Source organism: Phocaeicola plebeius DSM 17135, from assembly GCF_000187895.1.
In the GTDB taxonomy this organism is placed as follows: Bacteria; Bacteroidota; Bacteroidia; order Bacteroidales; family Bacteroidaceae; genus Phocaeicola; species Phocaeicola plebeius.
Genome location: NZ_DS990130.1, coordinates 381994 through 402964 on the forward strand (window position 1 = coordinate 381994; position 20971 = coordinate 402964).

General features: G+C 44.6%; 20 protein-coding genes. 14 read left to right on the forward strand and 6 right to left on the reverse strand.

The genetic code is table 11. The annotated features are described in order from the left end of the window. The first annotated feature begins 95 nt into the window (after nucleotides 1-95). Entirely contained in the window at nucleotides 96-1874 is a 1779-nt protein-coding gene (locus tag BACPLE_RS09800; RefSeq protein WP_007561385.1) for a DUF4091 domain-containing protein, read from the forward strand. A 77-nt stretch (nucleotides 1875-1951) separates the two neighbouring features. Here BACPLE_RS09800 and BACPLE_RS09805 read toward each other — a convergent pair whose 3' ends face one another. Together BACPLE_RS09805 and BACPLE_RS09810 are read right to left on the reverse strand one after the other, a co-directional pair. Then, entirely contained in the window at nucleotides 1952-2548 is a 597-nt protein-coding gene (locus BACPLE_RS09805; RefSeq protein WP_007561387.1) for an OmpH/Skp family outer membrane protein, read from the reverse strand. A gap of 37 nt (nucleotides 2549-2585) precedes the next feature. Beyond that, nucleotides 2586-2813 carry a hypothetical protein gene (locus BACPLE_RS09810; protein WP_007561388.1) on the reverse strand — a complete coding sequence of 76 codons (228 nt, stop codon included), beginning with the start codon at nucleotides 2811-2813 and terminating at the stop codon, nucleotides 2586-2588. Between the two features lie 144 nt (nucleotides 2814-2957). On the opposite strand from BACPLE_RS09810, the gene BACPLE_RS09815 reads away from it, so the two are divergent. The 3 genes from BACPLE_RS09815 (at nucleotide 2958) to BACPLE_RS09830 (ending at nucleotide 6873) form a co-directional block, all read left to right on the forward strand. Further along, a complete protein-coding gene (locus tag BACPLE_RS09815; protein ID WP_007561390.1) occupies nucleotides 2958-4415 on the forward strand; it encodes an aminoacyl-histidine dipeptidase in 1458 nt (485 codons plus the stop codon). Beyond that, the gene (locus BACPLE_RS09820; protein ID WP_007561392.1) at nucleotides 4412-5431 is read left to right on the forward strand and encodes an endonuclease/exonuclease/phosphatase family protein; all 1020 of its coding nucleotides are present in this window, start codon (nucleotides 4412-4414) and stop codon (nucleotides 5429-5431) included. Before BACPLE_RS09815 ends, BACPLE_RS09820 begins: the two co-directional genes overlap by 4 nt. Before the next feature lie 464 nt (nucleotides 5432-5895). Beyond that, nucleotides 5896-6873, forward strand: a complete 978-nt coding sequence (locus BACPLE_RS09830) for a hypothetical protein (protein WP_148374583.1) — start codon at nucleotides 5896-5898, stop codon at nucleotides 6871-6873. A gap of 95 nt (nucleotides 6874-6968) precedes the next feature. On the opposite strand, the gene BACPLE_RS09835 is transcribed toward BACPLE_RS09830, so the two are convergent. From BACPLE_RS09835 to BACPLE_RS09850, 4 genes are read right to left on the reverse strand one after another with little or no spacing between them, the layout of a single operon-like run. Beyond that, nucleotides 6969-8324, reverse strand: a complete 1356-nt coding sequence (locus BACPLE_RS09835) for a dipeptidase (RefSeq protein ID WP_007561399.1) — start codon at nucleotides 8322-8324, stop codon at nucleotides 6969-6971. A gap of 11 nt (nucleotides 8325-8335) precedes the next feature. Next, nucleotides 8336-9415 carry a chorismate synthase gene (aroC, locus tag BACPLE_RS09840; protein WP_007561401.1) on the reverse strand — a complete coding sequence of 360 codons (1080 nt, stop codon included), beginning with the start codon at nucleotides 9413-9415 and terminating at the stop codon, nucleotides 8336-8338. Between the two features lie 25 nt (nucleotides 9416-9440). Beyond that, complete coding sequence (locus tag BACPLE_RS09845; RefSeq protein WP_007561403.1) at nucleotides 9441-10361, reverse strand: TPM domain-containing protein; 921 nt, start codon at nucleotides 10359-10361, stop codon at nucleotides 9441-9443. Nucleotides 10362-10376: 15 nt separating this feature from the next. After that, nucleotides 10377-10958: a LemA family protein gene (locus tag BACPLE_RS09850; RefSeq protein ID WP_007561404.1), complete on the reverse strand. Its 582-nt coding sequence runs from the start codon at nucleotides 10956-10958 to the stop codon at nucleotides 10377-10379. Nucleotides 10959-11063: 105 nt separating this feature from the next. On the opposite strand from BACPLE_RS09850, the gene lepA reads away from it, so the two are divergent. The 10 genes from lepA (at nucleotide 11064) to rsxA (ending at nucleotide 20841) form a co-directional block, all read left to right on the forward strand. After that, complete coding sequence (gene lepA / locus BACPLE_RS09855; protein ID WP_007561405.1) at nucleotides 11064-12845, forward strand: translation elongation factor 4; 1782 nt, start codon at nucleotides 11064-11066, stop codon at nucleotides 12843-12845. A gap of 284 nt (nucleotides 12846-13129) precedes the next feature. Continuing rightward, nucleotides 13130-13732: a sigma-70 family RNA polymerase sigma factor gene (locus BACPLE_RS09860; protein ID WP_007561406.1), complete on the forward strand. Its 603-nt coding sequence runs from the start codon at nucleotides 13130-13132 to the stop codon at nucleotides 13730-13732. Between the two features lie 115 nt (nucleotides 13733-13847). Further along, a complete protein-coding gene (gene ilvA / locus BACPLE_RS09865; RefSeq protein WP_007561408.1) occupies nucleotides 13848-15044 on the forward strand; it encodes a threonine ammonia-lyase in 1197 nt (398 codons plus the stop codon). A 143-nt stretch (nucleotides 15045-15187) separates the two neighbouring features. Continuing rightward, complete coding sequence (locus BACPLE_RS09870) at nucleotides 15188-15613, forward strand: SoxR reducing system RseC family protein (protein WP_007561410.1); 426 nt, start codon at nucleotides 15188-15190, stop codon at nucleotides 15611-15613. A gap of 17 nt (nucleotides 15614-15630) precedes the next feature. After that, nucleotides 15631-16596 carry a Fe-S cluster domain-containing protein gene (locus BACPLE_RS09875; protein WP_007561412.1) on the forward strand — a complete coding sequence of 322 codons (966 nt, stop codon included), beginning with the start codon at nucleotides 15631-15633 and terminating at the stop codon, nucleotides 16594-16596. 33 nt (nucleotides 16597-16629) lie between these two features. Then, nucleotides 16630-17967, forward strand: coding sequence for an electron transport complex subunit RsxC (gene rsxC, locus BACPLE_RS09880; RefSeq protein ID WP_007561414.1), 1338 nt, complete (start codon nucleotides 16630-16632; stop codon nucleotides 17965-17967). A gap of 12 nt (nucleotides 17968-17979) precedes the next feature. Further along, the gene (locus BACPLE_RS09885; RefSeq protein WP_007561416.1) at nucleotides 17980-18969 is read left to right on the forward strand and encodes an RnfABCDGE type electron transport complex subunit D; all 990 of its coding nucleotides are present in this window, start codon (nucleotides 17980-17982) and stop codon (nucleotides 18967-18969) included. After that, on the forward strand, nucleotides 18966-19622 hold the full coding sequence (locus tag BACPLE_RS09890) for an RnfABCDGE type electron transport complex subunit G (protein WP_007561417.1): 657 nt from the start codon (nucleotides 18966-18968) through the stop codon (nucleotides 19620-19622). Before BACPLE_RS09885 ends, BACPLE_RS09890 begins: the two co-directional genes overlap by 4 nt. Nucleotides 19623-19634: 12 nt before the next feature. Further along, on the forward strand, nucleotides 19635-20219 hold the full coding sequence (gene rsxE / locus BACPLE_RS09895) for an electron transport complex subunit RsxE (RefSeq protein WP_007561420.1): 585 nt from the start codon (nucleotides 19635-19637) through the stop codon (nucleotides 20217-20219). Between the two features lie 19 nt (nucleotides 20220-20238). Then, nucleotides 20239-20841 carry an electron transport complex subunit RsxA gene (rsxA, locus tag BACPLE_RS09900; protein WP_007561423.1) on the forward strand — a complete coding sequence of 201 codons (603 nt, stop codon included), beginning with the start codon at nucleotides 20239-20241 and terminating at the stop codon, nucleotides 20839-20841. Nucleotides 20842-20971 lie beyond the last annotated feature (130 nt).

Consider the following 20971-nt stretch of genomic DNA (forward strand, 5'->3'; position numbering starts at 1 on the left):
TGGATGATATAAAAAATGGAGTAATTTTGTAGATTTGAATTATCAGAAATTTGCAGAAAGATTTTCAAGTTAGCACTAAACCTAAATAATAAACCATGAAAAAAATGTTGTTTTTATCGGCGCTGCTTGCATGCGGGCCGGCCTGTTTTTCTCAGCAGGCAGAAAAGTTTCCACTGGGAGATTATGTAGAACTGACCGATACGAAGCCGCACGACGGGGAAGAGGTGTGGAGTAAGATGACTGCTCCGGTTCGGTTTTGTTGGGGAACGACGGATGTGCGTTACAAGAAACTGAATGTGCCCGACGTGAAAGCTACCGGTACGCTCCGGTTGAAGGCCTGGAAGGGAGAGCGTGTGAATGCACAGGCAGTGCTTTGGACGCAGAAAGAACTGGAAGGAGCGGAAATTGCTGTCAGTGAATTGAAGAACGGTTCTTCGGTAATTCCCGCCTCGGCCGTGAATACGTATTTTGTACGTTATGTAATGACGGATGAATTGAATAAGGATGGAAGCGGAGGTTGTGGTCCTCGTGAGAACAAGGCGGAATGGGATTCTTCCATGGTGGCCGATGTGCTCGATATTGTGCGGGTACGTGAAGTTCAGGCGCGCAGTACGCAGCCCGTGTGGCTGAATGTATGGGTGCCTGCTGATGCACGCCCCGGAAAGTATAAAGGTACGCTGACGGTGTCTGGAAAGAATTTTGAAGCCATGAAATTGCCGTTTGAAATCGAAGTGGTGAACCGTACGTTGCCGGAGCCGCAGAAATGGGCGTTTCACCTGGACTTGTGGCAGAATCCGTATGCCGTGGCGCGTTACTATCAGGTGCCGTTGTGGAGCAAGGAGCACTTTGACGCCATGCGTCCTATCATGAAAATGCTGGCCAATGCGGGGCAGCGGGCCATTACCGCCAGCATTATGCACAAGCCTTGGGCCGGACAGACGGAGGACCATTACGACAGTATGATTTTCCGGATGAAGAAGCTGGATGGTACGTGGGTGTACGATTATACGGTGTTCGACAAGTGGGTGGAATTCATGATGAACGAAGTGGGTATCAAGGATTTGATTAGCTGCTATACGATGATTCCATGGGCGTTGAGCTTTGATTATTTTGATCAGGCTACTAACCGCGTGCAGTTTATCAAGGCTGCTCCGGGCGAGGAGGCCTACGCTGAATACTGGGGTACGTTCTTGAAAGATTTTTCCCGTCACTTACGTGAGAAGGGGTGGTTCGAAAAAACGGCCATTTCTATGGACGAACGCCCGATGGAGGCCATGCGTGAAGCTATTAAGGTGATTAAGGCGGCCGATCCGGAATTCAAGATTACGCTGGCCGGCAATTATCATGAGGAGATTCAGGGAGATTTGTATTATCTGAGTATCCCTTATGGCAATCAGTTCCCGGAAGAGGTAAAGGCAGAACGTGAACGGAAAGGACAAATCAGTACGGTGTATACTTGCTGTACGGAAGCTTTCCCCAATACATTTACTTTCTCTGAACCTGCCGAAGCGGCCTGGACGGTACTTCATGCGGTGGCTGGAGGATATGACGGTTACCTTCGCTGGGCAGTAAACAGCTGGCCGATGGATCCGCTGCGTGATTCACGTTTCCGTACGTGGGCAGCCGGTGATACGTATAGTATCTATCCTGGTCCGCGTAGCAGTATCCGTTTCGAACGTTTGGTGGAAGGTTTGCAGGATTGTGAGAAAATCCATATCCTTCGGGAAGAACTGGCAGCCAAGGGAGCAAACGGAAAGTTGAAGAAGCTGAATGCCAAACTGTCGGAATTTACACCGGAAGGTTGGATAAAGACGAATAAGAAGTCTCCTGCTAAAATGGTAAGTGAAATGAATGCATTGCTCAATGAGATGTAAAAGATGCATCTGCAGGAAATAAAAAAAGTCCGGTCGCAATGGCCGGACTTTTTAGTATGATAAAATCAAATGAGTATTTATTTCTTTGTGCTAGGAGTGTAACGTGCGTTCAAGCCGTCAACGATTTCCTGTGTGATATCCAGTGACTTGTCTGCAAACAACAGGTTGTCCAACTGTGTGTTGCTGATGATCAGGCTGTAGCCTTTTTTCTGGTTGTATACTTTCAAGAATGAGTTGATAGAATCGCGAAGCTGCAAGCTGTTCTTCTGGTTTTCAGCCTGAAGGTCAGCATAAAGCTTTTCCTGCAACTGCTGCAAGTCGCGCTGTTTCTGCAACAGACGTGCGTTTTCCTGTTCTGCACGTTCGCGGCTGGCAAAACCGTTGTTTTCCAACTTACGCTGGAATTCTCTCATTTCGCCGTCCAGTTCTTTTGCTTTTTCATTCAATGTCGTACGGATGTTTTCTTCCTTCTGAATCATCAGTTCGTTCAGGTCGTTCCAATAGCGATATTTAGTGAGCAGCGAATCAACTTCTACGTAGGCAATCTTCATATTTGTACCTGCTACTGCCGGAGCAGAAGCTTCAGTAGAAGTTCCCTTGTTGTCTGTGCATTGTGCAAACAGGAATACTACGGCAAGAGCCAGGAGTCCTTTCAAAACATTCATTTTTTTCATAATGATATTGATATCGTTTTTTAGTTAATTATTAGCTTCATTGTTCTGTTGCTGCCGACTGCCTTTCCGGAATGGCGTGAGGATTGATGCGCTGGGCTTCACGGTCCTGCGATTGCACGCATCCGATACCTCTTTTCCGCATGGCCTTGCTTCCGCTGACGTGTGTGTTAGGGAAGCGTCCATTCTTCTTGAAAAGTATTTTCACCGATAATAGCGCTATGCAGATAGCAACTATTAACAAAGTTATCAGGAGAGTCTTGAGCATTTCTATTAATTTTGTGGTGCAAAGATATAGTTTTTGTCACGATTCCTCAGGGTTTTGTCTTTAAAAAAGCCTTTTATGTGAGGAAAAACGCTGTATTTAACTTTTGTTTGCATCTAATTTTTAATCGTTTATTGAAATACTTTTATGGAAAAGAAAGATTTGAAGCCGGCATCGGTTTTTCATTATTTTGAAGAAATCTGCCGTGTGCCGCGTCCTTCCAAGAAGGAAGAAAAAATCAGAAATTATCTGGTGGACTTTGCAAAAGCCCATGCGCTGGAATATAAAGTGGATGAGGCTGGAAATGTCTTGATTTGCAAACCGGCTACCGCTGGTATGGAAAATCTGAAAAAAGTGGTGTTGCAGTCGCACATGGACATGGTATGCGAGAAAAATAACCAGACGGTGCATAATTTTGAGACAGACCCGATTGAAACTTACATTGATGGGGAATGGCTGAAGGCGAAAGGTACCACACTGGGTGCTGACAACGGTATCGGTATGGCGACTGAGCTGGCTGTGCTGGCTGCAGATGATATTCAGCACGGACCGCTGGAATGTTTGTTCACCGTAGATGAGGAAACGGGACTGACCGGAGCATTTGCCTTGAAAGAAGGTTTCATGAGCGGAGATATTCTGATAAACCTGGATTCGGAAGATGAAGGAGAATTGTTTATTGGTTGTGCCGGAGGTGCTGGTACCACAGCTGAATTCCCTTGTCCGATGACGGCAGCTCCCGAAGGTTATTTCTTCTTCCGTGTGGCGGTTAAAGGATTGACCGGCGGACATTCTGGTGACGACATCAATAAGAACCGTGCCAATGCCAACAAGTTGCTCGACCGTTTCCTGGTAATCTTGATGAAGCAGTATGATTTGCGTCTGAGCCACATTGACGGAGGTAACTTGCACAATGCCATTCCGAGAGAAGCCCATGCCGTTTGTGCCGTACCGATGGCTGATAAAGAAAATGTACGGGTGGCATTGAATATATTCCTGGCTGAGGTAGAGAATGAATTTGCAGTGACAGAACCGAATCTGACCATGGAACTGGAGTCGGAAACTCCTTGTGCGGAGGTGATGGAGAAAGAAGCCATGACACGCTTCCTGCATTCACTGTATGCCGTACATCATGGAGTGTATGCCATGAGTCAGGACATTGAAGGTTTGGTGGAGACTTCTTCTAACTTGGCTTCGGTGAAGATGCGCGACGGCAAGATTGTGGTAGTGACAAGTCAGCGTAGTTCTATCCTTTCTTCTCGTAAGGATATGTCGCAGATGGTACGTTCAACATTCGAGTTGGGTGGAGCTACTTGTGTGACCGGTGACGGTTATCCGGGCTGGAAACCGAATCCGTCGTCTGCTATTCTGAAGGTGGCTGTAGAAAGCTACAAACGTCTGTTTGGAGTGGAACCGAAAGTGAAAGCGATTCATGCCGGACTGGAATGTGGATTGTTCCTGGAGAAATATCCGTCATTGGATATGGTTTCTTTCGGACCGACGCTGCGTGGCGTGCACTCACCGGATGAACGCATGCTGATTCCTACGGTGGACAAGTTCTGGCGTCATCTGCTGGATGTGCTGGTAAATATTCCGGCTCGTTCATGAGAAAATTAATTTATAGCTTGCTATGGGCTGTGTGCGGCATGAGTGCCGCACCGGCTCAGGCACAGCATGCGTTCCGGGTGATGGAGTACAACGTGGAAAACTTGTTTGACTGCCGTCACGATTCCTTAAAGCAGGATACGGAATTTTTGCCGGGGAGTGTACGGAACTGGACGTATAGTCGCTTTCAGGATAAGGTGAATAAGATTGGAAAGGTCATACTGGCAGCAGGAAAGGAGCAGGTGCCCGATTTGGTGGGCTTGTGTGAAGTGGAAAATGACTATTGCCTGAAAAGTTTGACCCGTTATTCTCCGCTTCGTGAAGTGGGTTATAAATATGTCATGACCAGCTCGCCCGATGAGCGTGGCATCGATGTGGCTCTGTTGTATCAGCCAGTCTCGTTCCGGTTGCTCGCTTCACAGAAAATTCGTATTCCGTCAGATTCATTGGGTATGCGTCCTACGCGGGATGTGCTGTATGTATCGGGACGTGTGGTAAGCGGAGATACGTTAGATGTCTTTGTCTGTCATCTTCCCTCGCGTGTGGGAGAGGCAAAGAAAACAGATCCCTATCGTTTGTGGGTGGCCCGCAGAATCCGTCAGGCTGCTGATTCGGTCATGGCTGAACGGCAGAATCCCCGTCTTATTATTATGGGGGACTTTAATGATTATCCTGATGGAAAGTCCTTACAGGAAGGGATTCGGGTGTCTGCCTTGGCTGGACAGCCGGAATCACGTGTCTTGTATAATCTGATGGATAACCAGCAGGGAGGGACCTATCGTTATAAAGGAGAGTGGGGGGTACTGGATCAGATGGTGGTGAACGGTGGTCTGTTGCAGCCGGATGCCCGTACAAGGACTTCAAAAGAAAAAGCTTCTATCTTGCGTTTTCCTTTTTTGTTGGAAGAAGATAATGTGTATGGAGGGGATACGCCTTTCCGCACCTATAAAGGAATGCGGTATCACGGAGGATATAGCGATCATCTTCCGGTGCTGCTGGAACTGATAGTGGAAGAATAGAGCCGTTTCTTGCACGTATTGAAAGTTGATATATTGGCCATGGCTCTTTCATTTCAGCTAAATTAGTACTTCTCCGGTAGTACTGGCTTATGAAAGAGCCGTATAGTATTGGCTAAATGAATAATGTTTTCTTGCCCTAGAGTTGCTTTTATGAATAAAAAAAAGTATATTTATTGCGAAATCAATCATTTGACTTTTATGTTACGTTATATATTAGTGGTAACTATTGAAATGAAAGTGGAAAATGATGGTAGGGAAAATACGATTGTGTCAAGCCATACTTTTGTCCCTAGGTTCCGATGGGATTATTATAATTCTGGTGACTGGTATTACAATGTATATCCATTTGTTCCCATTGAGAACTGATTTTGTTAACTTTTAATTGAAAGAATATGAGAACGGTTTTGAAATGTTTGTCCGTTGGGATACTATTACTTTTCTTTTCCTGTAAAAATGAAGAGGCATTGCCGCTACTGAACCCGGAGAGTGAAATGTGTGAGATTCGTTTTTCTGGCTCGGCTTTTGATTTCCAATGGAACGGGAAAGCATTGGGAGTGAAAGATGCATGGGCATATCCCGTAGTGGAATTTGATGCGATAGAATCGGATACGACCAAACTACAGCTGACGATTTCATCCTTACTTCCGGATGACATTAAACTGGCGGTGGATGTAGTTCCTGGAGTGTCTGAAATTGTTTTTTCCGGAAAGTCTTCCGGAAAGCCTTATGATCTGGAGGTGGAAGGGTATTTCATGCCACAGGAAGAGGAGAAAAAATTGTCCATCACCTGCCGGTATCAGATGAACGAATCTTGTATCGAACTGGACACGCCTTATGATTTTCATTTTGGAGAGGACTGTCTGTCGTTAATCGTTGGTGGTCCGGGAGAAGTGGAATGGAACGGACAGGTATGGGAAAAAACGGATTTGGTGAAAGATGTGCTGCGCAAAATGGGGCAGAGGGTGGCTCAACGTACGGAGATGATGCGGGTGATATTTCATGCGGACGCTACGCTGGATGTGTTTGTGAGAGAAGTGGGAGAAGAGAACTTTGTGCAGATTGCTACGCTGCAATATGATATTTCCAGTATGATACCGAACCGTATGAATTGGATTTTTACGCAGGAACAGTCTCGTTATGTGGAAACGGAACTGATTGGGGAGCCGCTGCCATGTTCAATTTTTTTCACCGATTTCTTTAATGACGGAAGAGACTTCCTGCCTATGTATTTTGCAAGGGGGGATAACTCCGGCTCATTGTATCTGAATATTGCCAGTCCGTATCGTCAAAGAGCTGTCTCGCGCTATATCAGATCTAAGGGAGCAGAAGGGCTTCCGGAGGAAGAGGTAGAAGAAATGGAACTATTTTTCCAGATTATTCAGGAAGACGGTGCGTGGGAAGATAACACGTGGCTTTATTTGCTGCGTACCGAAAAGAGATAAGCATCGAAAGCATTAAGAATGAAAGCACTGTACAAGGAGTGAGTGTATCTGTTTCTCCTTGTGCAGTGCCCTTTAGGAATGTGCTTTGTGCAGTGTTATTTATATTGCTGGTGGAATTCCACTACGGCTTCTATTCCTTTTCTGAAAATATCAAGTGAGAAATTCTCATTCGGGGAGTGGATGGCGTCACTTTCCAGTCCGAATCCCATCAGGATGGTTTTGATGCCCAGAATCTGTTCAAAATCGCTGATGATAGGAATACTTCCTCCACGACGTACGGCCAGTGGTTTCTTACCGAAGGCTTTTTCAAATCCTTTTTCTGCAGCTTGATAAGCCGGATGGTCAATCGGGCACACATAGCCTTCACCTCCATGCAGAGGAGTGACTTTCACTTGTACATAGTCGGGTGCCTGCTGAGTGAGGTAGTCTACAAACAACTGGGAGATTTTTTCATGCTGTTGGTGAGGGACCAGACGGCTGGAAACCTTGGCATAGGCTTTAGAAGGCAATACAGTCTTGGAACCTTCGCCGGTATATCCTCCCCAGATACCGCAGACATCAAATGACGGGCGGCAACTGTTGCGCTCCAGTGTGGAATAGCCTTTTTCGCCTTTCAGGGCTTTCACCCCGATGGCTTCCATGTATTTTTTCTCGTCGAACGGAATCTGGGCAATCATTTCGCGCTCGGCAGCCGGTACTTCTTCTACGTCATCGTAGAAATGAGGAATGGTAATACGTCCGTCCGCATCGATGACTTTTGAAAGTAAATCGCAAAGTACGTTGATAGGGTTGGCCACTGCACCACCGAAATGCCCGGAATGAAGGTCACGGTTCGGGCCAGTTACTTCAACTTCCCAGTAAGCCAGTCCTCTTAGTCCGGTAGTGAGAGACGGCAGGTCGGCTCCTAACATGCTGGTGTCGGACACTAAGATCACATCGGCTTTCAACAGTTCCTTGTGTGCTTTTAGGAAAGCATTCAGGCTGGGTGAGCCAATTTCTTCTTCTCCTTCAAAAATGAATTTTACATTGTGACGGAGCAGTCCTTCACGTACGAGGTATTCAAATGCCTTGACTTGAATCATGGACTGTCCTTTATCATCGTCGGCACCGCGTGCCCAAATGCGACCGTCACGAACTTCCGGTTCAAAAGGCTGGCTTTTCCATAATTCCAACGGCTCGGCCGGCATGACGTCATAATGCGCATAGACCAGTACGGTAGGAGCGTCGGGGCTGACGCGCTTTTCGGCATAGACTAACGGATGTCCTTCTGAGGGCATGACCATTGCTTCATCGGCTCCTGCTTCGAGCAGTAGCTGACGCCAGCGTTCCGCACAGGCCAGCATGTCATCCTTATGCGCAGGAAGCGCACTGATGCTGGGTATGCGGATAAGGCTGAACAGTTCGTTCAGGAACCGTTCTTCATTTTCTTGGATGTATTGTTTGATTTCCATGGTAGTTTTATTTATAAGTGCGTAGTTTTATTGAGCAGATAATAATCGAGTATTGTCATGGCTGCCATAGCTTCCACAATGGGGACTGCACGGGGTAATACGCAAGGGTCGTGACGTCCACGGGCTTTCAGAATGGTTTCGTTGCCATGGATGTCGACTGTAGGCTGTTCCATCAATACCGTAGCTACCGGCTTGAAGGCTACGCGGAAATAAATATCCTGTCCGTTGCTGATACCTCCCTGAATACCTCCCGAGCGGTTGGTGCGGAAGGCTATTTTGTCTTCGTCACGATAGAATATATCGTTTTGCTGGCTGCCTTTCATCTCCATGTGACTGAAACCTTGTCCGTATTCAAAGCCTTTGACAGCGTTGATGCTCAGCATGGCATTACCCAAGGCGGCATGAAGCTTGCCGAAAACCGGTTGTCCCAATCCGATAGGGCATCCTTGTATGACACAGCTGATAACACCACCGATGGTGTCGCCTTCTCCTTTTGTCTGGTAAATGTAGTCAGCCATCTGCTTGGCAAGTTCCTGATCCGGACAGCGTACCGGATTGTTTTCGATGGTACTCAAATCGTATGCAGTATAGTCTTTATCTAACTTGAATTCTCCTACCTGCGAAGTGAAAGCCGTGATGCGAACGCCGAGCTGTCGCAATGCCAGTTTAGCGAGGGCACCGGCCACTACACGGGCAATAGTTTCACGGGCTGAAGAACGTCCGCCTCCCCGGTGGTCGCGTATACCGTATTTTTGTGTATAGGTAAAGTCGGCATGAGAAGGACGGAATACGTCTTTCATGTTGTCATAATCGTTGGAGTGCTGGTTGGTATTCCATACCACAAATCCGATGGAACATCCGGTAGATACTCCTTCATATATTCCGGAAAGAAATTCTACCTGGTCGGCTTCTTTTCGTGCTGTGGTAATGGCCGATTGACCGGGACGACGCCGGTCCAGTTCTTGTTGAATAAAATCCATGTCGATGGCGATACCTGCCGGAAATCCGTCGATAACTCCGCCTATAGCTTTTCCGTGTGATTCACCGAAACTGGTGAGACGGAAGATATTTCCAAAAGTGTTATTGTACATTGTTGTATAGTATAATTGATTGTGATTAGAATCTGCTTCCGGCGCCACCGCCTCCGAAGCTTCCTCCTCCAAAACTGCCGCCGCTGAAGCCGCCTCCGCCTCTTCCGAAACCACCTCCAAAGAACGGACCTCCAAGGAAGGGACCTCCGTTACCTCCCCGGTGATGAAAATCGTCATCATCTATTTTTCGGTGAATGTGACGTACATGTCCGCAGTTGCTGCACAGATAGGTAATTTCTTCGGTACGTACGCTGCCTATGCGTGAAATGGTACGAACCGAAACCTGTTGCAGGGTATGCTTATGGCAATTCGGACATTTATTTCGTTGGCGTGCAGAATACCATAATAAGGCAGGTACAAGGATAAAGCAGCATCCCAGGATGATGAAAATCAGCAGTCCGTCTGATTCACCTTCGGGAGGAGTGGGAGCCCCGGAACTTTTATCCAGTACTTGTCGTACGGCCTGAATACCGGCTACCATACCGGAATCCCAGTCACCTTTACTTAAATAAGGATTCATGTAACGGGTTTGGATGCGTTTGCAGATGGCATCGGGAAGAATACCTTCCAGCCCATACCCAGTAGCAAATTGGATACATCTTTCTTCTGTGACCAGCAGAATGACTAGTCCGTTGTCTTTTCCTTTTTGGCCTACTCCGTTTTTCTCTCCCAGTTGGTAGGCAAAGTCAAAGCAGTCATTGCCTTCTATCTTTCGTACGGCTACGACTACGGTCTGGATACCGGTTTTCTGTTCCAAAGCAAAGAGGGTAGTATCCATTGCGGTTACAGCGGCAGCACTAAGAATCCCGTCAGGATTGCTGACATACCGTGTCCGGTCTTGCAGGTGTACCATGGGAATCTCTTCTACCTTGTATCCTTCAGCTCGTAAAGTGCTGAAGACAGTTGTCAGTAAAAAGAGTATCCCGAATAAAGATATTCGTTTCATTGTGAAGAGGGTGGGTTAGAACTTCACTTCAGGTGCCTTTTCACTGCCTTCTTCAGCTTCGAAATAAGGACGCTTTTCAAAACCGAACATGCTTGCGACGATATTTTTCGGGAAACGGCGAATGTTGGTATTGTATTCGCGTGCAGTTTCGTTGAATTTACGACGTTCTACGCTGATACGGTTCTCAGTTCCTTCCAACTGTGCCTGCAGTTCCTTAAAGTTTTCATTGGCTTTCAGTTCCGGATAGTTTTCCGTCACAGCTAGCAGTCGGCTCAATGCACTGCCCACAGCTCCTTGTGCTTTCTGATAAGCTTCAATTTTTTCAGGAGTCAGGTCTTCGATGTCGATGGTCATCTGAGTAGCTTTTGCTCTGGCAGATACCACTGCATCGAATGTTTCTTTTTCGTGTGCAGCATATCCCTTGACGGTGTTGACCAGATTAGGAATCAGGTCTGAGCGTCTCTGATATTGGTTTTCTACGTTGCTCCATGCAGTGCCTACGGTTTCTTCTTGAGTGACTAAAGAATTATACGAACTGACGCAGTAAATCACAAGAACAGCTACTACTGCGATAACAATAATCCATGTTTTTTTCATACGTGTTATTTATGTTTTATGATTAGTTTCAATGGCAAACATACATAAAAATCTCATTTTTTGCGTATCTTTGCCCAATAATTTTGATAAGTTGTAATATTATATATGAAGAATATCCGAAATTTTTGCATCATTGCACACATTGACCACGGTAAGTCTACACTGGCTGACCGCTTGCTGGAATATACGCAGACAATTAAGGTCACAGAGGGACAGATGTTGGACGATATGGACCTGGAACGTGAACGTGGAATCACAATCAAGAGCCATGCCATTCAGATGGAGTATACTTATAAAGGTGAAAAATACATTCTGAACTTAATAGACACTCCGGGACATGTGGACTTTTCATATGAAGTGTCTCGTTCCATTGCAGCTTGTGAAGGAGCATTGTTAGTTGTCGACGCATCTCAAGGTGTGCAGGCGCAGACTATCTCGAACTTGTACATGGCTTTGGAACATGATCTGGAAATTATTCCGGTGATGAACAAGTGCGACATGGCTAGTGCGATGCCGGAAGAGGTGGAAGATGAAATTATCGATTTGTTGGGTTGCAAGCGTGAAGATATTATTCGTGCATCGGGAAAAACTGGTATGGGTGTGGAGGATATTCTTCAGGCGGTAGTAGAACGTATCCCTGCTCCAGTCGGTGATGAGAATGCACCGCTGCAGGCTTTGATTTTCGATTCTGTCTTCAATTCATTCCGTGGTATCATTGCATATTTTAAGGTTGTTAACGGAGTGATTCGTACAGGCGATAAAGTGAAATTCTTCAATACAGGAAAAGAATACGATGCCGACGAAGTTGGTGTATTGAAAATGGATATGGTTCCTCGAAAAGAGTTGCGTACGGGAGATGTAGGATACATTATTTCCGGTATCAAGACTTCTAAAGAGGTGAAGGTAGGAGATACCATTACACATATCAGTCGTCCGTGTGATAAGGCAATTGATGGATTTGAGGAAGTAAAACCGATGGTCTTTGCCGGAGTTTACCCGATTGAGGCGGAAGATTACGAGAATCTGCGTGCTTCTTTGGAGAAACTTCAGTTGAACGATGCCTCTCTGACCTTCCAGCCGGAATCTTCTTTAGCACTGGGCTTTGGATTCCGCTGCGGCTTCTTGGGACTGCTTCACATGGAAATTGTACAGGAACGACTGGACCGTGAGTTTGATATGAATGTGATTACCACTGTTCCTAACGTATCGTATATGATTTACGATAAGCAGGGAGGAGTGCAGGAAGTACATAACCCGGGAGGAATGCCCGACCCAACGTTGATTGATCATATTGAAGAACCTTATATTGATGCTTCCATTATTACGGCAACAGATTATATCGGTCCGATTATGACGTTGTGTCTGGGTAAGCGTGGAGAACTGGTGAAACAGGATTATATCTCTGGTAATCGTGTGGAATTGCATTACAAGATGCCTTTGGGTGAGATTGTGATAGATTTCTATGATAAGTTGAAAAGTATTTCCAAGGGATATGCTTCTTTTGACTATCATCAGTCAGGTTTCCGCCCTTCTAAGTTGGTGAAGCTGGATATTCTGTTGAACGGAGAATCGGTTGATGCCTTGTCTACGTTGACCCATTTTGATAATGCGTATGATTTAGGACGTCGGATGTGCGAAAAACTGAAGGAATTGATACCTCGTCAGCAGTTTGAGATTGCGATTCAGGCGGCTATCGGTGCAAAAATCATTGCGCGTGAAACCATCAAGGCAGTTCGTAAGGATGTGACGGCTAAATGTTATGGAGGTGACGTAAGCCGTAAGCGTAAGCTTTTGGAAAAGCAGAAAAAAGGAAAAAAACGTATGAAGCAAATTGGTACGGTAGAAGTTCCTCAGAAGGCATTTTTAGCGGTTCTTAAGCTTGATTAAGCTTTTAAGATAGTAAAAAAGGCGTCAAAAAGACAAAAAATCTCTTTTTGACGCCTTTTTTATATCTTTCAAATTGTGATTGATGGCAATTTTTTTATGTAAAAATGTTGTTTAATTAGACAAAAATATATACTTTTGTTATGTAAATGAAATTTTAAAGACTAAGGAGCTTGCAAATTCTTTGAAAGTGTGACAATTTTTCATTTTGAGATTATAAAAATATGTATTAACTCTCTTGCTTATCTCTATGTATGGGGATAAGCAAGATTTAAAAAAATTTCAAAATGGGTAAAATCCGTTTGACTGATAGGCCTAAATTCGCCTATCGTAATGAGGAGTCCGATAGTGAAGAGTATATTCTTTATCATAGATGCTCATTGATGGTAGAGAAGTATATTAAGATGCATGTTCATAATATAGAGGATGTGTATAATCTACGTCAGGAAGTATTGTTGAAAGTATTGGAGGGATTGGATAAATCATATTATGAGCAAGGGCATTTCTTTCAATGGGTAATGACGATAGCTGTTAATATGGTAAATGATTACTATCGGAGAAAAAAGAATGCTCCTGTACTAGTTGCTCTTGAAGATAATGTAGCACAGGTGTTTGTGTCGGAAAAGACTTTTTATAGAAAGGAGAAGCAATTATTGAAATGTGAACGTATATATATAGAAATAATGAATATACTTCAATCGTTTACTCCTTTTGAAAGAGAGTTGATAGAGGATCTTTTTTTTCATAACTTAAGTTTTAGAAAAGCGGCTGAAAAGAGGAATATCAGTAAATCGACTTGTTTCAAACTTTGCAAGAAGCTGTTAGAGAAGCTTCAGAGACTATTGAAAGAAAGAGGAATTGATATAACTTTTTTAAAGGACGATGAATAATTAGAAAAAGGCATTCGAATGAAGTTTGCATTTGAATGCCTTTTTCTTTTTTATTTCTTTTGAAATTCGACTTTTTTTGTACTTTTGCGCGGAAAAATAATAAGAATCTATCTTTATGTTAACGTTGGATTGTATTTATAGGGCGTCATTTGCCTTGAAAAATGTGATAAGAAGAACGGATTTGATATATGCTCCTCAGATAAACAATGAGAGTCAGATCTATTTGAAACCGGAAAATCTGCAGTATACAGGTTCATTTAAATTGCGTGGTGCGTGTTATAAAATTTCCTGCCTGACAGAGGAGGAAAAGTCTCGTGGAGTAATTGCTTGTTCTGCAGGGAATCATGCACAAGGGGTTGCGCTTGGTGCAACGAAACATGGTATAAAATCGTTGATTTGTCTTCCGGAAGGTGCTCCTATTTCTAAAGTGGAAGCTACTAAGCGTTATGGAGCCGATGTTTGTCTGGTTCCGGGAGTATATGATGATGCTTATCAAAAAGCCTTGCAGTTAAAGGAAGAAAAAGGTTATACGTTTATTCATCCTTTTGATGATGAATACGTTATTGCAGGGCAGGGTACAATTGGATTGGAATTGTTAAATCAGCTTCCAGATGTGGAAGTCGTGATAGTGCCTATTGGTGGAGGAGGACTTATATCTGGTGTGGCTTATGCGTTGAAATCTTTAAAGCCTGATGTAAAGGTGTATGGTGTGCAGGCGCAGGGTGCTCCGAGTATGTTGCGGTCTATTGAACATGAACGTCGCGAATGTTTATCTTCAGTGTCTACGATTGCAGATGGTATTGCAGTAAAGGAACCGGGAGAGCATACATTTGATTTGTGCAGTAAGTATGTGGATGGTATTGTGACTGTAACAGAAGATGAAATCTGTGCCGCTATTTTAGCATTGATGGAACAGCAGAAACTTATTGCTGAAGGGGCTGGGGCTGTGGCGGTAGCGGCTGCTATGTTCAATAAGGTTCCGGTGACAGGAAAGAAAACAATCTGCGTAGTGTCGGGAGGAAATATTGATGTGACTATCTTGAGTCGTGTGATTGGACGTGGGTTGGATATGTCCGGCCGCTCTTATACTGTAACGCTTGATTTGCATGATAAACCTGGAGAACTGATGGGAGTGGCTACTATTGTGGCTCGTTTGGGGGGAAATATTATTTCCGTACTTCATGAGCGAAATAATAATAATAGTAATGTGACTGCCTGTTTCCTAAGGCTTGTAATGGAAACTCGTAACGCAGAGCATATTTCACTTATTCGTAATGCACTGTTAGAGGCTGGATATACAATTGTGAATTAAGTTAGAGGAGTAGTAATTTGCCGGATTTCTGAACAGGTCTTGGTGAATTTAATTTTTTTAAGCAGATTTTCCTCGTTAACGTTACCAACAATACAATATTTATCGTACATTTGCCACACATTTGTAATGTGTGGTTTGCAAAAATGACTGATAAAATAAAACATCTAGGTATTGTGGAAAGCATTAACGGTTCTTACTTGAAGGTGAGGATTGTACAGACGTCGGCTTGTTCTGCGTGCAGTATAAAAGGGCATTGCAGTGCAGCTGAATCGAAGGAGAAACTGATAGATGTATACAATAAGTCTGGTCTCGCCTGTCAGGTCGGGAGCCAAGTCATGATAAGCGGAGCGACATCCCTGGGAATGAAAGCTGTAATGTGGGCTTTTGTTTTTCCTTTTGTGGTGTTGCTCGTTTCGCTTTTTATCACTATGTATTTTACGGGAGGGGATGAGGCCGTTTCTTCTATTGCTTCTTTATGTATGCTTATACCTTATTATCTGATACTTTTCTTTTGCCGGGAGAAATTCAGACGTACTTTTGTGTTTGTTTTGGAATCAATTAATAATTAATAAACTAACTTTATATTATGAGTTTAATTTTGGTTGCAGTGATTTCACTGGGTGCCATTGGCTTGATTTCAGCTGTTATCTTGTACGTGGCTTCTAAGAAATTTGCTGTGTATGAAGATCCTCGAATTGCTCAGGTGGCAGAAGTGCTTCCTCAGGCCAATTGCGGTGGATGTGGTTTCCCGGGATGTTCCGGTTTTGCAGCTGCTTGTGTGAAAGCTGGTTCTCTGGAAGGGAAAATGTGTCCGGTAGGTGGTCAGCCTACTATGGAGAAGGTCGCAAGTATTTTGGGACTGGAAGCAGCTGCTTCAGAACCGAAGGTTGCGGTAGTGAGATGTAATGGAACATGTGCCAACCGTCCGAAACAGACTCAGTACGACGGAGTACGTTCTTGTGTGGTAGCTAATTCTACTTTCGGAGGTGAAACCGGTTGTACCTTTGGCTGTTTGGGATGTGGCGATTGCGTATCAGCTTGTCAGTTTGATGCCATTCACATGAATCCGGAAACAGGACTTCCTGAAGTAGACGAATCAAAATGTACGGCTTGTGGTGCTTGTAGCAAGGCTTGTCCGCGTAACATCATTGAGATTCGTCCGAAAGGAAAGAACAACCGCAGAGTGTACGTACAGTGTGTTAACAAGGACAAGGGTGCTGTAGCTCGTAAAGCATGTGCAGCAGCTTGTATCGGCTGTGGTAAGTGCGTAAAGGTTTGTCCATTTGAAGCTATTACATTGGAGAACAACCTGGCCTATATCGACCCGGCTAAATGTAAGTCATGTCGTAAGTGTGAGATGGAATGTCCACAGCAGGCTATTGTTGCAGTGAACTTCCCTCCTCGTAAACCGAAGGCAGAAGCTCCTGCAGCAGAAAAAACGGCTGTAGAGAAAACTGTAGCAGCCAGTCCGAAAACTGAAGCCGTAAAGAATGAAACGGTAACTTCGGCTACAGCTCCGGCTGCCGAAGCTCCAAAGAATACAGAGGCTTAATCTTATAATTGTATAATACTAAATAACATAAAAGTGAAGACGTTTAGAATTGGTGGAGTTCATCCAGCAGAAAATAAATTGTCAGCCGGGAAAGCTATTGAAACGCTTGCACTTCCTAAGCAGGCGGTGTTCCCGTTGTCTCAGCATATTGGTGCGCCTGCCACTGCCATTGTAAAGAAAGGCGATGTGGTAAAGGTGGGTACCAAGATTGCCGAAGCGGGAGGCTTTGTTTCGGCAGCTATCTTCTCTTCCGTGTCTGGAAAGGTAAACAAGGTAGATAGCGTAATTGATGCAAGTGGCTATCGCAAGCCTGCCATCTTCATTGACGTAGAAGGTGATGAATGGGAAGAAACAATCGACCGTAGCAAGGATTTGGTAAAGGAATGCAACCTGACTCCGGAAGAAATTGTCGCAAAAATCAAGAATGCCGGTATCGTAGGTATGGGTGGTGCTTGTTTCCCGACTCATGTGAAACTGACTCCTCCTCCCGGATGTAAGGCAGAATGTGTAATTATCAATGCCGTAGAATGTGAACCTTATCTGACTGCCGACCATCGTCTGATGCTGGAAAAAGCAGATGAAATTCTGGTAGGCGTACAGATTCTGATGAAGGGAGCGAAGGTAAACAAAGCCTATATCGGTATTGAGAACAATAAACCGGATGCCATTAAGCTGATGACAGAAAAGGCAGCCGCTTACCCGGGTATTGAAATTGTACCTTTGAAAGTGAAATACCCTCAGGGAGGTGAAAAACAGTTGATTGATGCAGTAATCGGTCGTCAGGTACCGGCTCCTCCTGCTATACCTATCAACGTAGGTGCAGTGGTACAGAATGTAGGTACTGCGTATGCAGTATACGAAGCTGTACAGAAGAATAAACCTTTGTTTGAACGTGTGGTAACGGTAACCGGTAAGTCATTGAAGAATCCTTCTAACTTCCTGACTCGTATGGGTACTCCGATGAGCCAGTTGATTGAAGCTGCCGGAGGTCTGCCGGAAGATACCGGAAAGGTAATCGGTGGTGGTCCGATGATGGGTAAGGCTTTGGTAAATACCGAAGTACCTATCTGTAAAGGTAGCTCTGGTGTACTGATTATGAACGATAAGGAAGCGCGCCGTGCAGAACCTCAGCCATGTATCCGTTGTGCGAAGTGTGTAAGCGTTTGTCCGATGGGACTGGAACCTTACTTGTTGGCTACTTGTTCGGCTCATGGCGACTGGGAACGTGTGGAACACGAAATGATTATGTCGTGCATCGAATGCGGTTCATGCCAGTTTACATGTCCTTCTCATCGTCCGATGTTGGATTACATCCGTTTAGGTAAAGGTAAGGTGGGCGGTATCATCCGTGCACGTAATGCAAAAAAATAATTTGAGAATCTTATGGCAAACAAATTAATAGTATCCTTATCGCCGCATGTACATAGTGGCGACAGTGTACAGAAAAACATGTACGGCGTATTGATTGCGCTGATACCGGCCTTGCTTGTATCTTTCTACATGTTTGGTTTAGGAGCAGTGGTGGTGACACTGACTTCTGTCATTGCATGCTTGTTCTTTGAATGGGCTATCACCAAATTCATATTGAAGCGCGAACGTACTACTATCATGGACGGTTCGGCTGCCCTGACCGGTGTGTTGCTGGCATTTAACCTGCCTTCTAACCTGCCGTTGTGGATTATCATTATCGGTGCACTGGTAGCTATCGGTATCGGAAAGATGACTTTTGGTGGATTGGGATGTAACCCGTTCAACCCGGCTTTGGTGGGACGTATCTTCCTGCTGATTTCTTTCCCTGTACAGATGACTTCATGGCCGGTAGTCGGTCAGCTGACTAGTTATACGGATGCGGAAACTACTGCTACTCCGTTGGCATTGATGAAGATGGCAGTACATGGTGATGCAAATGCATTGAGCCAGTTGCCTGATACCATGTCTTTGTTCCTGGGTAACAATCCGGGCTGTATCGGTGAGGTAAGTGCTTTAGCTTTGTTACTGGGACTCGTCTATATGTTGTGGAAAAAGATTATCTCCTGGCATATTCCGGTTTCCATTCTGGCAACCGTATTCGTATTCTCAGGTCTGATGCACTTGGCTAATCCTACAGTGTATGCTTCCCCATTGGCACATCTGTTTACTGGAGGTTTGATGTTGGGTGCGATTTTCATGGCTACAGATTATGTGACTTCACCTATGACTCACAAAGGAATGTTGATTTATGGTGTAGCTATCGGCTTCCTGACAGTGGTGATCCGTACTTTCGGTGCCTATCCGGAAGGTATGTCGTTCGCTATTTTCATCATGAACGCATTCACTCCGTTGATTAATACATATTGTAAACCAAAACGTTTCGGGGAGGTAGTGAAGAAATGAAAAAACTAGAATCATCTTTAAAGAATATGGCTCTGGCACTGACCGGATTTTCCGTAGTGGCCGGAGGTTTGCTGGGCTGGGTGAACGATGTGACTGCTGAACCTATTGCTCAGGCGAATGCCAAGACTTTGAGTGATGCCATTGCAGTAGTAGTTCCCGGTTTTGATAACAATCCGGCTGAAGCTCCTGAAACCGTAGAAGTCAATGGTGCCACTTATAAGATTTACAAAGCGACTAAAAACGGACAGCCTATCGGAGCAGCAGTAGAATCAGCTGCCAACGGTTTTGGTGGAGCGCTGACCGTGTTGGTCGGTTTTGACAATGAAGGTAAGATCATTGATTATTCTCTTTTGAGTCATGCGGAAACTCCGGGCCTTGGTTCAAAGGCTGCCGACTGGTTCAAGAAGGGAGCCAAAGGTGATATTACCGGAAAAAATCCGGGTGAAGCTCCTTTGACTGTCAGCAAGGATGGAGGAGAGATTGATGCTATTACGGCCTCTACTATTACATCACGTGCTTTCTTGCTGGCTGTAAACAATGCATATGCAGCTTATAAGAATCAGCATGTAGATGGAGCCAGCGGAGCTACTCAGCAGGAACAGCCGGCTGAAGAAGCAGTCAGTGATACAACGAATGTGGAACCCGTTAAATAAGGAGGACAGGCTATGAATAATTTTAAAGTGTTAATGAATGGGATTGTAAAAGAGAATCCTACGTTTGTACTCCTTTTAGGTATGTGTCCGACACTGGGTACAACTTCTTCGGCCATCAACGGTATGGGAATGGGATTGGCCACTATGTTTGTGCTGATTTGCTCAAACGTGGTGATTTCTCTGATTAAGAATCTGGTGCCCGACATGGTACGTATTCCTATTTTTGTGGTGGTAATTGCTTCGTTCGTAACCTTGCTTCAGATGGTGATGCAGGCATACGTACCGGCATTGTACGCTACATTGGGATTGTTCATTCCGTTGATTGTGGTGAACTGTATTTTGCTGGGGCGTGCTGAAGCGTTTGCGGCTAAGAATAACCCTTTGTCTTCTTTCTTTGATGGCTTGGGTATGGGACTTGGATTTACCATTGCCTTGACTTTACTGGGTGGTGTACGTGAATTCCTGGGAACTGGCAAATTGTTTAACATTGCCATCATGCCGGAAGATTACGGAATGCTGATTTTCGTATTGGCTCCTGGTGCATTCATCGTATTGGGATACCTTATTGCGATTGTAAACCGCTTGAAAAAAGCATAACCCTTAAAAATAGAAAGATATGGAATATATATTGATATTTATTACCGCAATCTTTGTGAACAACGTGGTGTTGTCACAATTCTTGGGTATCTGTCCGTTCCTGGGTGTTTCCAAGAAAGTAGAAACTGCCATGGGTATGGGAGCAGCGGTAGCTTTCGTGTTGACGCTGGCCACCATCGTGACGTATGTCATTCAGAAGTTTGTATTGGATGCTTTTGGATTGGGATATTTGCAGACTATTGCCTTTATCCTGGTCATTGCCGCATTGGTTCAGATGGTAGAAATTATTCTGAAAAAGGTTTCTCCTTCCTTATATCAGGCGCTGGGAGTGTTCTTGCCTCTGATTACAACAAACTGCTGTATCTTAGGTGTGACTATTCTGGTAATCCAGAAAAACTATGATTTGTTGACTGGAGTAGTATATGCATTCTCTACAGCTTTAGGATTTGCTTTGGCGCTGATTGTGTTTGCTGGAATTCGCGAACAGTTGAGCCTGGTAAACATTCCGAAAGGTATGCGTGGAATGAGTATTGCACTTGTCACAGCCGGATTGCTGGCTATGGCATTTATGGGCTTCTCAGGCGTAGATAAAGGACTGGCAGTGCTGTTTGGTTTGAATTAATTCTGTCTTTTTGACAGTAACATATTGGAAAAGTGTTATTTGGTATATTCCGAATAACACTTTTTTAATTTTTTAATGGGAGGTACATGGACATTTCAATCCTTTTTTCTACTTTTGTAGAGATATAGTA

Excerpts from the sequence above, each read along its gene's own strand:
- BACPLE_RS09800 (WP_007561385.1), top strand. The coding sequence starts at position 96 with ATGAAAAAAATGTTGTTTTTATCGGCGCTGCTTGCATGCGGGCCGGCC.
- BACPLE_RS09805 (WP_007561387.1), bottom strand. The coding sequence starts at position 2,548 with ATGAAAAAAATGAATGTTTTGAAAGGACTCCTGGCTCTTGCCGTAGTA.
- BACPLE_RS09810 (WP_007561388.1), bottom strand. The coding sequence starts at position 2,813 with ATGCTCAAGACTCTCCTGATAACTTTGTTAATAGTTGCTATCTGCATA.
- BACPLE_RS09815 (WP_007561390.1), top strand. The coding sequence starts at position 2,958 with ATGGAAAAGAAAGATTTGAAGCCGGCATCGGTTTTTCATTATTTTGAA.
- BACPLE_RS09820 (WP_007561392.1), top strand. The coding sequence starts at position 4,412 with ATGAGAAAATTAATTTATAGCTTGCTATGGGCTGTGTGCGGCATGAGT.
- BACPLE_RS09835 (WP_007561399.1), bottom strand. The coding sequence starts at position 8,324 with ATGGAAATCAAACAATACATCCAAGAAAATGAAGAACGGTTCCTGAAC.
- aroC (WP_007561401.1), bottom strand. The coding sequence starts at position 9,415 with ATGTACAATAACACTTTTGGAAATATCTTCCGTCTCACCAGTTTCGGT.
- BACPLE_RS09845 (WP_007561403.1), bottom strand. The coding sequence starts at position 10,361 with ATGAAACGAATATCTTTATTCGGGATACTCTTTTTACTGACAACTGTC.
- BACPLE_RS09850 (WP_007561404.1), bottom strand. The coding sequence starts at position 10,958 with ATGAAAAAAACATGGATTATTGTTATCGCAGTAGTAGCTGTTCTTGTG.
- lepA (WP_007561405.1), top strand. The coding sequence starts at position 11,064 with ATGAAGAATATCCGAAATTTTTGCATCATTGCACACATTGACCACGGT.
- BACPLE_RS09860 (WP_007561406.1), top strand. The coding sequence starts at position 13,130 with ATGGGTAAAATCCGTTTGACTGATAGGCCTAAATTCGCCTATCGTAAT.
- ilvA (WP_007561408.1), top strand. The coding sequence starts at position 13,848 with ATGTTAACGTTGGATTGTATTTATAGGGCGTCATTTGCCTTGAAAAAT.
- BACPLE_RS09870 (WP_007561410.1), top strand. The coding sequence starts at position 15,188 with ATGACTGATAAAATAAAACATCTAGGTATTGTGGAAAGCATTAACGGT.
- BACPLE_RS09875 (WP_007561412.1), top strand. The coding sequence starts at position 15,631 with ATGAGTTTAATTTTGGTTGCAGTGATTTCACTGGGTGCCATTGGCTTG.
- BACPLE_RS09885 (WP_007561416.1), top strand. The coding sequence starts at position 17,980 with ATGGCAAACAAATTAATAGTATCCTTATCGCCGCATGTACATAGTGGC.
- BACPLE_RS09890 (WP_007561417.1), top strand. The coding sequence starts at position 18,966 with ATGAAAAAACTAGAATCATCTTTAAAGAATATGGCTCTGGCACTGACC.
- rsxE (WP_007561420.1), top strand. The coding sequence starts at position 19,635 with ATGAATAATTTTAAAGTGTTAATGAATGGGATTGTAAAAGAGAATCCT.
- rsxA (WP_007561423.1), top strand. The coding sequence starts at position 20,239 with ATGGAATATATATTGATATTTATTACCGCAATCTTTGTGAACAACGTG.